Raw genomic sequence first — 13,816 nt, forward strand, 5'->3', positions numbered from 1 at the left:
CGGAATTCCCCGTGCTGTCCCAAATGGATGTCTTCCGCACCAACCCAGGAGACACAGACATGACGGCAACGAGAAGCGCTGTGGTGACCGGCGCCAACAAGGGCATCGGCCGCGAAATCGCCCGGCGGCTGGCGACGATGGGCTTCAAGGTCTGGCTCGGCGCCAGGGACGCCGAACGCGGCATGGCGGCGGCGCAAGCCTTGCGTGTCGAAGGCCTGGACGTCCACTGGCTCGAGCTCGACGTCACACAGGATGACAGTGTTGCGGCCGCGGTCGCAACCGTCAGCGCGGACAGCTCCTGCCTCGACGTGCTGGTGAACAACGCCGGCGTCGCCATCAACTACGATCCGCCGCCAAGCCAGCAGCGTGTTGCCGATATCCAGGCCACCTATGACGTCAACGTCTTCGGTCCCATCCGCGTGACCCAGGCGTTCCTGCCGCTGCTGCTTGCAGCGCCGACCGCCCGCATCGTCATGGTGAGCAGCTCCACCGGCTCCATCGGACGCGCGCTCGACCCCGCCACGGCCAATTCTGCCGTCAACCTGATGGGCTATGGCAGCTCCAAGACTGCCCTGAACGCCATAACCGTGGCCTTCGCCAGGGAGCTCGCGCCGCAAGGCATCAAGATCAACGCTGCGGCGCCCGGCTACACCGCCACCGATCTCAACGGGTTCAAAGGCCACCGCACGGTGCAGCAGGCGGCTGAGATTGTCATCCGCCTTGCCACCCTCGACGCCGATGGTCCGACCGCCGGGTATTTCAGCGACGACGGCGCGCTTGCCTGGTGAATTTGTGAATTTGGCGGCACTTTTCAGCCAAGGAATGCTCATTCCATATTGACTATGGATTGGAATTATTATTTCATATTGGGGGCGCCACGCTGCCGCTCGCGCGTGCTATCAAAGACAACAAGGCCGATGGGAGGTTCCAATGAGCGAAGCCGTGGACGCGAAACAGGCGCCGCTCGACGTCATCACCATCGGCCGTGCCTCCGTTGACCTCTATGGCCAGCAGATCGGCTCACGCCTGGAAGACATCACCTCCTTTGCCAAGTCCGTCGGCGGCTGTCCAGCCAACATCTCCGTCGGCACCGCCAGGCTCGGCCTGCGCTCGGCGCTGCTCACCCGCGTCGGCAACGAACAGATGGGACGTTTCATCCGTGAACAGCTGAAGCGCGAGGGCGTTTGCGTCGACGGCCTGAAGACCGATCCGGACCGGCTGACGGCGCTGGTGCTGCTGTCGGTCGAGGAAGAGGGCGTCTCGCCGATGATCTTCTACCGCTCGGACTGCGCCGACATGGCGCTTTCGGAGGAGGACATCGACGAGGCGTTTATCGCCTCGGCCCGCGCAATCGTCGTTACCGGCACGCATTTTTCGCGGCCCAACAGCGATGCCGCGCAGCGCAAGGCCATCCGCATCATCAAGGCCAAGGGCGGCAAGGTGGTGTTCGACATCGACTACCGCCCCAATCTCTGGGGCCTCGCCGGCCATGCCGAAGGTTTCGAGCGCTATGTCAAATCCGACCGGGTCTCAGCCCAGTTGAAGACGGTGCTGCCCGACTGCGACCTCATCGTCGGCACCGAAGAAGAGATCATGATCGCGTCGGGCGCCGATGATTGCCTGAGCGCGCTGAAGACGATCCGCTCGCTGTCTTCGGCCACCATCGTGCTCAAGCGCGGCGCCATGGGCTGCATCGTCTATGACGGACCGATCAGCGACGATCTCGAGGACGGCATCGTCGGCAGTGGCTTTCCGATCGAGGTCTACAACGTGCTCGGCGCCGGCGACGCCTTCATGTCCGGCTTCCTGCGCGGTTGGCTGGGTGGCGAAGACCATGCAACGGCGGCGACCTGGGCCAATGCCTGCGGCGCCTTCGCCGTGTCGCGCCTGCTCTGCGCGCCGGAATACCCGACCTTCGAGGAATTGCAGTTCTTCCTCAAGAACGGCAGCAAGCATCTGGCGCTACGCAAGGACGAGGCGATCAACCACATCCATTGGGCGACGACGCGCCGGCGCGACATTCCCTCGCTGATGGCGCTGGCCTGCGACCACCGCATCCAGCTCGACGATGTCGCCGCCAAGGCCGGCGCCGATCCGTCGCGCATCCAGGATTTCAAGGTGCTTACGGTCAAGGCCGCGGCCAAGGTCGCGGCCGGCCGCGCCGGCTACGGCATGCTGCTCGACGAGAAATACGGCCGCGACGCCATGTTCGAATACGCCCGCCATTCCTTCGCCTGGCTTGGCCGGCCGGTCGAACTGCCGGGCTCGCGACCGCTGCGCTTCGAATTCTCGCAGGACATCGGCTCGCAGCTGGTCGAATGGCCGGTCGACCACTGCATCAAATGCCTGTGCTTCTATCATCCGGACGATCCGGCGGCGCTGAAGGAAGAGCAGCAGCAGAAGCTGCGCGCTCTGTTCGAGGCCGCGCGCAAGGTCGGCCGTGAATTGCTGATCGAGATCATCGCCGGCAAGCACGGCAAGCTCGACGACACGACGATCCCGCGCGCGCTGGAAGAACTCTATGCGCTCGGCATCAAGCCCGACTGGTGGAAGCTCGAGCCGCAGGCTTCGGCCGGCGCCTGGGCCAAGATCGAGGCCGTGATCCTGAAGCACGATCCGTGGTGCCGCGGCGTCGTGCTGCTCGGCCTGGAAGCGCCGCAGGACGAACTGGAAGCCGCCTTTGCTGCCACCGCCAAGGCGCCCATCGTCAAGGGCTTTGCCGTCGGTCGCACCATCTTCATCAACGCCGCCGAACAATGGCTGGCGGGCAAGATGACGGACGACGAGGCGGTGGCCGACATGGCGTCTCGCTTCGAGAAGTTGACCGAGGCGTGGCTTGCCGCGCGTGGGCGTAAAGCAGCATAAAGACGCGGGCATAGGACTGCGGAGGAAAACAAAATGACCAAGACAATCCGCCTGACGATGGCGCAGGCGCTGACCCGCTTTCTCGGCCGGCAGATGACCGAGATCGACGGCACGAAAGTGCCGATCTTCGGCGGTGTCTGGGCGATCTTCGGCCATGGCAATGTCGCCGGCATCGGCGAGGCGCTCTATCAGGTGCGCGACGAGTTGCCGACCTTCCGCGCCCACAACGAACAGGCGATGGCGCATGCGGCAATCGCCTATGGCAAGGCCAATTTCCGCCGCCGCTTCATGGCGGCGACCTCTTCGATCGGTCCCGGCGCGCTCAACATGGTGACGGCCGCGGCGCTCGCTCACGTAAACCGGTTGCCCGTCCTGTTTTTGCCCGGCGATGTCTTTGCCAACCGCATCCCCGATCCGGTGCTGCAGCAGGCCGAGGATTTCTCCGACGGCACGGCGACGGTCAACGACTGTTTCCGTCCGGTGTCGCGCTATTTCGACCGCATCACCCGGCCGGAGCAGATCATCCCGGCGCTGGCGCGGACCATGCAGGTGCTGACCGATCCCGCCGATTGCGGGCCGGTGACCTTGTCGCTTTGCCAGGACGTTCAGGCCGAGGCCTATGATTATCCCGAAAGCTTCTTTGCCGAACGCGTCTGGCACCAGCGCCGTGTGCGCCCGGACCGCCATGAGTTGGCTGTCGCAGTGGCAGCGCTCAAAGCGGCAAAGAAGCCGCTGGTGATCGCCGGCGGCGGCGTGCTGTATTCGCAGGCCTCCGGTGAACTGGCCAAATTCGTGCAAGGCGCCGGCATTCCGGTCTGCGAGACACAAGGCGGCAAATCCTCGCTGCCGGACGATCATCCGCTCAACATGGCGGCGGTCGGTGTCACCGGCACTTCGGCCGCCAATCGGCTGGCCGAGGAAGCCGATGTCGTGCTGGCGGTCGGCACCAGGCTGCAGGATTTCACCACCGGTTCGTGGTCGCTGTTCAAGAATTCCGGCAAGACCATCATCGGCCTCAACGTCCAGCCTTTCGACGCCGGCAAGCACCGGGCGCTGCCGCTGGTCGCCGACGCGGCCGAAGGGCTGGCCGAACTGGGTGCCGCGCTGAAGGGCTGGAAGGCGCCTGCCAGCTGGACCGACAATGCGGCCAAGGGCAAGAAGGACTGGCAGGCCGATGCCGGCAAGGTGACGGCCTCGACCAATGCCGCTTATCCCTCGGATGCGCAGGTGATCGGCGCCGTGCAGCGCGCCATGGGCTCGGGCGTGACGCTGCTGCATGCCGCCGGCGGCCTGCCGGGCGAGTTGCACAAGCTTTGGCAAGCGGGCGCGCCTGGCTCGTATCATGCGGAGTACGGCTTCTCGACCATGGGCTACGAGATCGCCGGCGGGCTCGGCGTCAAGATGGCCAAGCCCGACGAGGACGTCGTCGTCATGATCGGTGACGGCTCCTACCTCATGCTCAATTCCGAGATCGCGACCTCGGTGATGCTTGGCCTCAAGCTCACCATCGTGCTGCTCGATAACAGGGGCTATGGCTGCATCAACCGGCTGCAGATGGCGACCGGCGGCGCCAACTTCAACAATCTCTTGAAGGACTCGCGCCACGAGGTTCTCCCCGATATCGACTTCGCGGCGCATGCGGCGAGCCTTGGCGCCATTGCCGAGAAAGTGCCGTCGATCGCAGGCCTGGAAAATGCGCTGCAAAAGGCAAAGAAGAACACCCGCACCACGGTGCTGGTCATCGACACCGACCCGCTGGTTTCAACCGATGCCGGCGGCACATGGTGGGATGTCGCCGTACCCGAGGTCAGCGCGCGCAGCCAGGTGAAGGCGGCGCGCAAGGCCTATGATGAAAAGCGGCAGATGCAGACCATCGGCGATTGATGCTAAGTCAGCGCTGCCCCCTGCCTCCCCCTTTGTGGGGAGGTCGGACCGAAGGTCCGGGTGGGGGTCTGGCGCTGCACCCCCACCCCGCTGCTTCGCAGCGACTTGCCGGGGCGAGCCATGGGTCTCGCCCGTCCTTCGGACCCCCACAAGGGGAAGGTAGATACGAACTAAAACTGGAGTGACGACTTGAAAGCCAAACTGGGCATGTCCCCGATTGCATGGTGGAACGACGATCTTGCGGAACTCAGCGATGACGTGTCGCTGGAAGAGTGTTTGCGCCAGTCGCGTTCAGCCGGGTTCACCGGCATGGAAATGGGCCGCCGTTTCCCCAACGATCCAAAAGTCATGCTGCCGATCCTGAGAGAGGCCGACGTCACGCTGTGCGGCGGCTGGTTCTCCGGCACGCTGGTCGACGAGGAGATGGGAAAGAACAAGGATCGCATCCAGCCGATGATCGACCTGTTCAAGGCGGTCAACGCGCCTTGCATCGTCTATGGCGAGGTCGGCCGTTCCATCCAGGGCGACCGCTCGAAGCCGCTCGCCACCAAGCCGAAACTTTCGGGCGACGAGATGAAGGCCTATGGCCGGCGTCTGACCGAATTCGGCGAATGGTGCGCCGAACAAGGCATGCCGCTGTCCTATCACCACCATATGGCGGCCGTGGTCGAGACCGAGCCGGAGCTCGATGCCTTCATGCGCCATTCCGGCGAAGGCATCCCGCTGCTGCTCGACGCCGGTCACCTCGCCTTTGCCGGCGGCGACGTGCTGCGCGCCATCGACAACCACCACAAGCGCATCAGCCATGTCCATGTGAAGGATGTGCGCAGGGGCGTGATCGACAAGCTCGACCGCACCAAACAATCCTTCCTCGATGCCGTCGCGCTTGGCGCTTTCACCGTGCCGGGCGACGGCTCGCTCGACTTTGGCGCCATCGTGCAAAAGCTGGCGGACCATGGCTATGAAGGCTGGTTCGTGGTCGAGGCCGAGCAGGATCCGAAGAAGAATCCGCCGCTGAAGATGGCGCAGGTTGGTTACAAGGAACTGATGCGGGTGATGACCGCCGCTGGCTACACGGTTGAAACGCAAGGTTTCCCAAACGCATGAATGCTGGATTCCCGGCGGCGGGCAGCTTATCTGATGCCCAGTTGGTGAAACCCGGATTGGCCCGATGAAAGACTATGAGCACCCGTTCTTCCGGCCCTTGTGGCGGCGCGTTGCCATTGTCGTGGTCTGCCTCGCCTGGTCGGTGATCGAATTTGCCACCGGCACGCCATTCTGGGGCGTGCTCGCGCTTGGTTTCGCCGGCTACGCCGTCTGGCAGTTCTTCTACCTCTACAAGCCGGTCGATGAGGACAAGGCATCGACCGACGCCGAACCGAAGGAATAGACCAGATGTCGAAACTGCTCGTCAAAGCCAACAAGGGTCATGGCCGCGTCGCCCATGTCACGCCGAAAAGCGCCGGCTGGACCTATGTCGGCTTCGACCTGCATCGGCTGAAGCCCGGCGAGAGCGCCTCCGGGCAAACGGGCGACCGGGAAATCTGCCTGGTGTTCGTCACCGGCAAGGGCAAAGCCAGCGCCGGCGGCAAGGAGCTCGGCCTGCTTGGCGAGCGCATGTCGCCTTTCGAAGGCAAGCCGTGGTCGGTTTATGTGCCCGCGGGCTCCGACTGGTCGGTGACCGCAGACACCGAACTCGAACTCGCCGTCTGCTCTGCGCCCGGCCTCGGCGGCGGCCTGCCTGTCCGTGTCATCGCGCCCGACGATCTCGGCCAGGAAGTGCGCGGCAAGGGTACCAACACGCGCTATGTCACCAACATCCTGCCGGAGGGCAAGCCGGCCGATTCGCTGCTGGTGGTCGAGGTCATCACGCCGGGCGGCCACACATCGAGCTACCCGCCGCACAAGCACGACCAGGACAATCTGCCTGCCGAATCCTACCTCGAGGAAACCTACTATCACCGCCTCAACCCGCCGCAGGGTTTTGCCTTCCAGCGCGTCTACACCGATGCCGACAAGAATGGCGCGCGGGCGCTGGACGAGGCGATGGCGATCGAGGACGGCGATGTCGTGCTGGTGCCCGAGGGCTACCACCCCTGTGCCGCCTGCCACGGCTATGATCTCTACTATCTCAACGTCATGGCCGGACCGAAGCGGACGTGGAAATTCCACAACGCGCCCGAGCACGAATGGCTGATGAAGGCCTGATCGGCTGAAGCCATTGGTCCAGCAAGGAAAAATCGTCGGCTAACGACCTTCTGGGTCGATTTGCCATCGAAAACCCTTCAAAGCTTCGTCAATCCGTCATGGAAATCACCTATGGCAGCGGGCTGACGAGGTTTTTCTCATGCGCTACGCCATCTATTTCACCCCAAGGCAGGACGAGCCGCTGGCGCGGATCGCCGCCAACTGGCTCGGCCGCGATCCGTTCGGTGCCGCCACCCGCCCGGTTGAGGCCGTTGCCGACCTTTCTGCGGCGGAAGTCGCCTTCCACACCGCGTCGGCCCGCCGCTACGGTTTTCATGCGACGCTGAAGGCACCCTTCCGGCTGACCCCCAACGAGACGGAAGCCTCGCTTCGCGCGGCACTTGACGCTTTTGCCGAAGCGACCCAGGTGGTGACCATCCCCCGCCTGGTCGTCAGCCAGATCGACAGTTTCTTCGCGCTGGTGCCAGAAGGACCGCTGCCGGCGCTCAACCGCTTCGCCGACGATGTCGTGCTCGGCTTCGACCGTTTTCGCGCGCCGCTGACCGAAGCGGAAATCGAACGCCGCAGCCCCGATTCGCTGAAGCCGGCCGAGTTCCGCAATCTCTGCCAGTGGGGCTACCCCTACGTCTTCGAGACCTTTCGCTTCCACATGACGCTGTCCGGCCGCGCCGGGTCACAGGAAAGCCCCCGTTTGCGCGCAGCAATCGACAGCCTGTTTGCGCAGGTGCTGCAACAGCCGGTGCCGGTCGACGCGCTGACGCTGTTTGTCGAAACCGAACCCGGCGCCCCGTTCATGGTGCTTTCCCATCACGCGCTCGGGCGCCGCGCCGCCAGAAAAACTGCCTGACGCTGAACTAGCAAGGACTGCCTGCAATGACCGCCGAGACCGTTCTGAACAATGCCCGCATCGTCCTTGCCGACGAGATCGTCGAAGGCTCGATCGTGCTGCGCGACGGTTTCATCGCCGGCATCGAGGCCGGCGCTGGGCGAACCGGCGAGGATATGGGCGGCGACTATATCATCCCCGGCCTGGTCGAACTCCATACCGACCACCTCGAAGGCCACTATGCGCCGCGGCCCAAGGTGCGCTGGAATCCGATCGCTGCGGTGCTCGCTCACGACGCGCAGGTGGCCACCGCCGGCATCACCACCGTGCTCGATGCCTTGCGCGTCGGCATGGACGAAGATGCCGACCTGACATCCCTGGACATCCGCAAGCTGGCCGACGCTATCGAGGACAGCGTCCAGCAGGACCGGCTGCGGGCCGACCATTTCATCCATCTGCGCTGCGAGGTTTCCGCGCCCGATTGCCTCGCCGCCTTCGCCCATTTCGACGGCGACGAACGGGTCAAGCTGGCGTCGCTGATGGACCATGCGCCCGGCCAGCGCCAGTTCGTCAATCTTGAGACCTACGCCTATTACTACCAGCGCAAGCTGAAGCTGACGGACCGCGACTTCAAGCTGTTCTGCGACAAGCGGATGGCGGAATCGGCGCGGAATTCGGCCCCCAACCGGGCGGTGATCGCCGCCGCCTGCCATGAGCGCGGCATCGTTCTGGCCAGCCATGACGACGCCACGGCAGGCCATGTCGACGAGGCGATCGAGCAAGGTGTGCGCGTCGCCGAATTCCCGACCACCGAGGAAGCCGCAAGGGCCTCGAAGGACGCCGGCCTCGGCGTGCTGATGGGCGCGCCCAACGTCATGCGCGGCTCCTCGCATTCGGGCAATGTCTCGGCCCGCACGCTTGCCGGTGAAGGCCTGCTTGATATCCTGTCGTCCGACTACATTCCGTTCAGCCTGATCCAGTCCGCCTTCTTCCTCGGCGACGTGGTCGAGGGCATTTCCTTGCCGCAGGCGGTGGCCATGGTCTCCAAGAATCCGGCCGATGCGGTTGGTCTCACCGACCGCGGCGTCATCGAACTGGGGCGGCGCGCCGATCTGGTTCGCGTGCGTGTCGACGACCACGTGCCGGTCGTCCGCACGGTCTGGCGGCAGGGACGCCGGGTCGCATGATGGTGTCGGCATTGATCGAGCGTGAATTGTCCGCCGAGACGTTTCCGATCCGCGACGGCGTCTTCGTCGCTGTTGTCGGCCCAAGCGGTGCCGGCAAGGACACGGTGATCGGCTACGCCCGCACCTGCTTCACCGAGGAGACGCGGCTGGAATTCGTGCGGCGGGTCATCACCCGGCCGAGCGACATCACCAGCGAAGACCACGACACGCTGGCCGACGCCGCCTTTGTCGAGGCCGAAGCCGACGGCGCCTTCGCCGTCTCTTGGGAAGCGCATGGCCTGCGCTATGGCATCCCGGTCGATGTCGACTGGTCCGTCGCCAATGGACGTGTTGCGATCGCGAATGTCTCCCGCGCCATCATCCCGGTGCTGCGCGAGCGCTACGCCAATCTGGCCATCGTCGAGATCACCGCCTCGCCGGAGGTGCTGGCCGAGCGGCTGGCAATGCGCGGCCGCGAATCGCGCGGCGAAGTGCTGGCGCGACTGGCGCGCAGTGCCAATGTGACGTTGTCTGGGCCTGGCGTGACCTCGATCGACAACAGCGGTCCGCGCGAGGCGGCCGGCGAACGTTTCGCCGACGTGCTGCGCAAGGCGATGGCCTTTTCCGATATGTCGGGGATGATTTAGCCCGCTGCGAGCAGCTACTCCGCCGCCGCGCCCGCCACGCTCTTGCGGGTGGCGTCCATCATCAGCCGCCGCGCCCGGAACACGCCCCATTGCTGGTCGACCAGCACGCCGATCAGGATGACGCCGCCCATCACCGCGAAGTTGAGCGAGGAGGGGATGCCGAGCAGGTTGACCAGGTTCTGCAATTCCTGCAGCAGCACCGTGCCGAGGATCACGCCGATCAGCGAGCCTTCGCCGCCGCGCAGCGAAAAGCCGCCGAGCACCGCCGCGGCAATGGCATAGAGCTCGTAGAACTGGCCGTGGCTCGCCGGCGAGATCGAGCGTGTGTACATGGCGAAGTAGATCGCCGACAGCGCCGTCAGCACGCCGCAGATGACGTAAGCCGCCATGACGACGCGCCCCGTCCTAATGCCGGAATATTTGGCTGCTTCCTCGTTCTTGCCGATGGCGTAGAGATAGCGGCCGAAAACCGAGCGGTGCAGCACCACCCACATGACGATGGCGATGACGATCAGCGCGATGAAGCTGTTCGGCACGCCCCAGGATCGGCCCGCCGTCAGGAATTCGAGCTCCGGAAAATTCTGCCCGAAGCCGAAGCCCGCCGTGCCGTCGGCAGTGTAGAAGCGCGCCACGCCGCGATAGATCAGCAGGCCGCAGAGCGTCACCACGAAGGGCTGCAATTTCAGCCGCGTGATCAGCCAGCCATGCACCAGGCCGATGATGGCGCCGAGCACCAGGATCAGCGGCAGCGCAATCGGCCATCCCAAACCGCGCACGGCGATGAAGTCGATGAACAGTGTGCCGAGCAGCGCAACCACCGATCCCACAGACAATTCAATGCCGCCGGTGATGATGACGAACGCTTGGCCGATCGACAGGATGCCGAACAGCCCGATCAGGTTAGAGGTGTTGGCAAGGTTGATCGGCAACAGGAAGCGCGGGTTGATGATCGCCACCACCGTTCCCACCACCAGGATCAGGATCAGCAGGCCGAGATCTTTCTTGCTCATCGTCTTCTCCCCAGTACCCGCTAATTCGGCTTCTTGCCGACCGCGAGCAGCAGCACGTTTTCCTGGCTGAAATCGTCCTTGTCGAGAATGCCCGAGATCTGGCCCTCATGCATGACGGCGATGCGGTCCGAAACGCCGATCACCTCTTCCATGTCGCTGGAGATCATCAGCACCGCGACGCCGGCATCGGCCAGTGCCCGCATCAGCCCGTAGATCTCCGCCTTGGCGCCGATATCGATGCCGCGCGTCGGCTCATCGAGGATCATCACCTTGGGGTCCATCGCCAGCCATTTGCCCAGCACCACCTTCTGCTGGTTGCCGCCCGACAGCGTGCCCGTGCGCGTCTGCACGGACGGTGCCTTGATGCCGAGATTGGTTTTCTGCTTCTCGGCGGTGGCGGCCTCAGTGCTGGCGGAAACCAGGGAACGTTTGGCATGCGCTGGCAGGTTAGGCAGCGAAATGTTCTGTGCAATCGACAGGTCGAGCAGGATGCCGGTCAGCTTGCGATCTTCCGGCACCAGGAAGATACCTTGCGCGACAGCTTCCGCTGCGGAGCCGAGGACAAGTGGCTTGCCATCGAGCTCCAGTGTGCCGCCAAGGCGGCTGTCAATGCCGAAAAATACTCGTGCCAATTCGGTGCGGCCGGAGCCGACCAGCCCGGCAAGGCCAAGGATTTCGCCGCGCCTAACATCGAGATCGACCGGCCGGCTGGGATAGGCTGGAGTGCGGATGGCCTTGGCCGACAGGGCAACGGCACCGGGCGCGCGCGCCGCCTCGGAGGCTTTTTCGCGCTCCTTCAGCATGCGGCCGATCATCAGCTTGACCATCTGGTCGTGATTGATCGAGTTCTTCGGCAAGGTGCCGGCAAGCATGCCGTCCCGCAGCACGACGACGCGATCGGCGACCCGCTCGACCTCGTGCAGACGGTGCGAGATGAAGATGACGCTGATGCCGTCGGCCTTGAGTGCTGCAATGACATCGAGCAATTTGTCGGTTTCGGCGAGCGGCAGGCTCGATGTCGGCTCATCGAGGATCACCAGCCGCGCCTTGATCGACAGCGCCTTGGCGATTTCGACCATTTGCTGCTGCGCCAGCGACAGTGACGAAACCGGCGTGTCGGCCGAAAAATTGGCGCCCACCCGCTTCAGCAACGGCGCCACCATGGAGCGCAGTTTTGCCCGGTCGACCAGCCTGAGCGGGCCGCCGCGCAGCGGTTCGCGGCCGAAAAAGATATTGGCGGCGACGTCGAGGTTTTCGAACAGGTTGAGTTCCTGGTGGACGAAGGCGATGCCCGAACCGAGGCTGGCTTCGACGGTCAGTCCGTGATGCGCCACGCCGTCGACGGTGATCGTGCCGGTGTCCGGCGTCGTCACGCCGCCGAGGATTTTCATCAGCGTCGATTTGCCGGCGCCGTTTTCACCAACGAGGCCGATCACTTCGCCCGGCCTGACCTCCATCGAAAACCCGTCCAGCGCGACAACGCCGGGATAGGTCTTGCGCACGCCCTCGAGGCTGAGGAACGGGGTGGATGCAACGATGGATGTGTCGGAGTAATTCATCATGCCTGACAGCAGCCGGTGGGCCAAAATAGTCCCATCTGCAGACTGACGACCCTTGCCGGGTTCGTCAATGCGAACCGCCGGCCCGGGATGAGCCCCGAGCCGGCGCAATTCATTCGCTTAGTTTCCGGACATCGCCTTCAGATTGGCGGCGTAGGCGTCGACATCGTCCTTGCCGATGATCTTGGTCGGCACGATAATCAGGCCGCCTTCCGGAATGCCGGACTTGTCGCCCTTGAGATAGGCCGCCATCAGCTTCATGCCCTGATAGGCCCATTCGAACGGCTGCTGCACGACAGTCGCCGCGACGGTGCCTTCCTTGACGCCGCCCAGCGTGATCGGATCGTCATCGAAGCCGACGACTGTGATCGAGCCGAGCTTGCCGGCGTCGCGCAGCGCTTCATAGATGCGCGGCGTGTTGTAGGAGTAGAAGCCGACCATGCAGGTGATGTCGGGGCTGGCGACCAGCGCGTCCTCGACATTCTTCTTGGCGCGCGCCTGGTCGATATCGTCGCCGCGCACGTCGACCAACTCGATCTTGCTGCCGGCGAGCCCGTCCTTCATGCCCTGGATGCGTTCCTTGGCATTGTCGGCGCCGAGCAGGCCGACGAAGCCCAGGCACTTGCCGCCATCGGGCATCGCCTTCTTGGCAATCTCGGCCGCCTGCTTGCCGGCGTCGACATTGGACGACCCGATATAGGCGACGCGCTTGGTCTGTGGTGCGTCGCTGTCGGTGGTGAACAGCGCCGTTTCGGAAGCAATCTTGTTCAGGCCGTCGGTCGAGGTCTTGGGGTCGACGGCGGACACCATGATGCCCTTGACGCCGGCGGTCACCAGATCGTCCATCAGCCGCTGCTGAATGGCAACCGACGACTGCTCCGGATATTTGAGTTCGAGATTGTAGTCGGGCAATTCGCCCTGCGCCTTCTTCACGCCGGCTTCCGCCGCCTTCCAGAAGTCGGACGCGCCGTTGACGACGAAGGCCAGCGTCGGCTTGTCATCGGCACGCGCAATCGCCGTCGCCGACAATCCCAGCAGCAGGGCAGCCGCGGCTACGGATGCGTTTCGTATTGCAGATTTCATGTTCAACCTCCCATTTGGCTTAGACATTTTCGCTGATCAGAAAATTGTCGTTGTGGCTTGGACGCCCCCTCCTCGAGGCGCTTCTAGGGCAGCGAAAGAACGGCACCATTCCAGCCACGACGTCGACTTTAGAGACTCATTTGCTGTTCGTAAATAGTCCGATTTGTCTGACATTTCTGTGATCGTGTGGCATTGTCCTGCCGGCCGCAGCCTGCCCGATATCGTGCCATACGCCTGCTTCCAGTCATCGCCACTCGATCCCGAGCTGCGCATGACCATTTGACGTTAGAACGCTTACGGGTATTAGTAAATAGTATTAGTTTCCGGTTGGAAATTGCGAGGTCGGCTGTTGGAATGGTGGCGGTGAACGGGAGGTTTGGGGTCGAGGCGGGCAGCGATGGAGCGAAAAAGATGAGCCGTCGCAAGGCCTTGCCCTATCAAACGTTGCTCGATGCCTGGCTTGCCCATGCGTCGCGGTCGGCAGCGGAGCGACCGGAATGCTAATAATCATTGGCGCAAGGGTCAGTTTATAAATGCACGCCGCCATGCCATCTTGCTGTTGTGCCGG

The 13,816-nt window shown here is 63.8% G+C and carries 12 protein-coding genes; 9 read left to right on the forward strand and 3 right to left on the reverse strand.

The features are described 5' to 3' along the window. The first annotated feature begins 59 nt into the window (after positions 1-59). From AC1DXU_RS17955 to phnN, 9 genes are all read left to right on the forward strand, one after another. Positions 60-788, forward strand: a complete 729-nt coding sequence (locus AC1DXU_RS17955) for an SDR family NAD(P)-dependent oxidoreductase (RefSeq protein WP_477370948.1) — start codon at positions 60-62, stop codon at positions 786-788. A gap of 142 nt (positions 789-930) precedes the next feature. Next, positions 931-2,865, forward strand: coding sequence for a bifunctional 5-dehydro-2-deoxygluconokinase/5-dehydro-2-deoxyphosphogluconate aldolase (locus tag AC1DXU_RS17960; RefSeq protein ID WP_477310838.1), 1,935 nt, complete (start codon positions 931-933; stop codon positions 2,863-2,865). Positions 2,866-2,898: 33 nt separating this feature from the next. Continuing rightward, positions 2,899-4,749, forward strand: a complete 1,851-nt coding sequence (gene iolD / locus AC1DXU_RS17965) for a 3D-(3,5/4)-trihydroxycyclohexane-1,2-dione acylhydrolase (decyclizing) (RefSeq protein WP_477370951.1) — start codon at positions 2,899-2,901, stop codon at positions 4,747-4,749. Positions 4,750-4,938: 189 nt separating this feature from the next. Beyond that, positions 4,939-5,856 carry a myo-inosose-2 dehydratase gene (gene iolE, locus AC1DXU_RS17970; RefSeq protein WP_477370954.1) on the forward strand — a complete coding sequence of 306 codons (918 nt, stop codon included), beginning with the start codon at positions 4,939-4,941 and terminating at the stop codon, positions 5,854-5,856. A 64-nt stretch (positions 5,857-5,920) separates the two neighbouring features. Continuing rightward, positions 5,921-6,139, forward strand: coding sequence for a DUF3329 domain-containing protein (locus tag AC1DXU_RS17975; RefSeq protein ID WP_477310844.1), 219 nt, complete (start codon positions 5,921-5,923; stop codon positions 6,137-6,139). A 5-nt stretch (positions 6,140-6,144) separates the two neighbouring features. After that, the gene (iolB, locus tag AC1DXU_RS17980) at positions 6,145-6,957 is read left to right on the forward strand and encodes a 5-deoxy-glucuronate isomerase (RefSeq protein ID WP_477310846.1); all 813 of its coding nucleotides are present in this window, start codon (positions 6,145-6,147) and stop codon (positions 6,955-6,957) included. Between the two features lie 139 nt (positions 6,958-7,096). Further along, positions 7,097-7,804, forward strand: a complete 708-nt coding sequence (locus AC1DXU_RS17985; protein ID WP_477370957.1) for a DUF1045 domain-containing protein — start codon at positions 7,097-7,099, stop codon at positions 7,802-7,804. A 26-nt stretch (positions 7,805-7,830) separates the two neighbouring features. Then, positions 7,831-8,970, forward strand: a complete 1,140-nt coding sequence (locus tag AC1DXU_RS17990; protein ID WP_477370960.1) for an alpha-D-ribose 1-methylphosphonate 5-triphosphate diphosphatase — start codon at positions 7,831-7,833, stop codon at positions 8,968-8,970. Then, positions 8,967-9,596 (forward strand): phosphonate metabolism protein/1,5-bisphosphokinase (PRPP-forming) PhnN, encoded by a 630-nt coding sequence (gene phnN / locus AC1DXU_RS17995; RefSeq protein WP_477370963.1) that lies wholly within the window; start codon positions 8,967-8,969, stop codon positions 9,594-9,596. The genes AC1DXU_RS17990 and phnN overlap by 4 nt, the downstream gene beginning before the upstream one ends. Before the next feature lie 14 nt (positions 9,597-9,610). Here phnN and AC1DXU_RS18000 read toward each other — a convergent pair whose 3' ends face one another. From AC1DXU_RS18000 to AC1DXU_RS18010, 3 genes are all read right to left on the reverse strand, one after another. Next, entirely contained in the window at positions 9,611-10,606 is a 996-nt protein-coding gene (locus AC1DXU_RS18000) for an ABC transporter permease (RefSeq protein WP_477310854.1), read from the reverse strand. A gap of 20 nt (positions 10,607-10,626) precedes the next feature. Then, positions 10,627-12,165 (reverse strand): sugar ABC transporter ATP-binding protein, encoded by a 1,539-nt coding sequence (locus tag AC1DXU_RS18005; RefSeq protein ID WP_477371599.1) that lies wholly within the window; start codon positions 12,163-12,165, stop codon positions 10,627-10,629. A gap of 120 nt (positions 12,166-12,285) precedes the next feature. Then, positions 12,286-13,248, reverse strand: coding sequence for a sugar-binding protein (locus tag AC1DXU_RS18010; protein WP_477240667.1), 963 nt, complete (start codon positions 13,246-13,248; stop codon positions 12,286-12,288). Positions 13,249-13,816 lie beyond the last annotated feature (568 nt).

This window comes from Mesorhizobium sp. P3_A10 (genome assembly GCF_056403175.1).

Coding starts and splice junctions, on each gene's coding strand:
- AC1DXU_RS17955 (WP_477370948.1), top strand. CDS start 60: ATGACGGCAACGAGAAGCGCTGTGGTGACCGGCGCCAACAAGGGCATC.
- AC1DXU_RS17960 (WP_477310838.1), top strand. CDS start 931: ATGAGCGAAGCCGTGGACGCGAAACAGGCGCCGCTCGACGTCATCACC.
- iolD (WP_477370951.1), top strand. CDS start 2,899: ATGACCAAGACAATCCGCCTGACGATGGCGCAGGCGCTGACCCGCTTT.
- AC1DXU_RS17975 (WP_477310844.1), top strand. CDS start 5,921: ATGAAAGACTATGAGCACCCGTTCTTCCGGCCCTTGTGGCGGCGCGTT.
- iolB (WP_477310846.1), top strand. CDS start 6,145: ATGTCGAAACTGCTCGTCAAAGCCAACAAGGGTCATGGCCGCGTCGCC.
- AC1DXU_RS17985 (WP_477370957.1), top strand. CDS start 7,097: ATGCGCTACGCCATCTATTTCACCCCAAGGCAGGACGAGCCGCTGGCG.
- AC1DXU_RS17990 (WP_477370960.1), top strand. CDS start 7,831: ATGACCGCCGAGACCGTTCTGAACAATGCCCGCATCGTCCTTGCCGAC.
- phnN (WP_477370963.1), top strand. CDS start 8,967: ATGATGGTGTCGGCATTGATCGAGCGTGAATTGTCCGCCGAGACGTTT.
- AC1DXU_RS18000 (WP_477310854.1), bottom strand. CDS start 10,606: ATGAGCAAGAAAGATCTCGGCCTGCTGATCCTGATCCTGGTGGTGGGA.
- AC1DXU_RS18005 (WP_477371599.1), bottom strand. CDS start 12,165: ATGAATTACTCCGACACATCCATCGTTGCATCCACCCCGTTCCTCAGC.
- AC1DXU_RS18010 (WP_477240667.1), bottom strand. CDS start 13,248: ATGAAATCTGCAATACGAAACGCATCCGTAGCCGCGGCTGCCCTGCTG.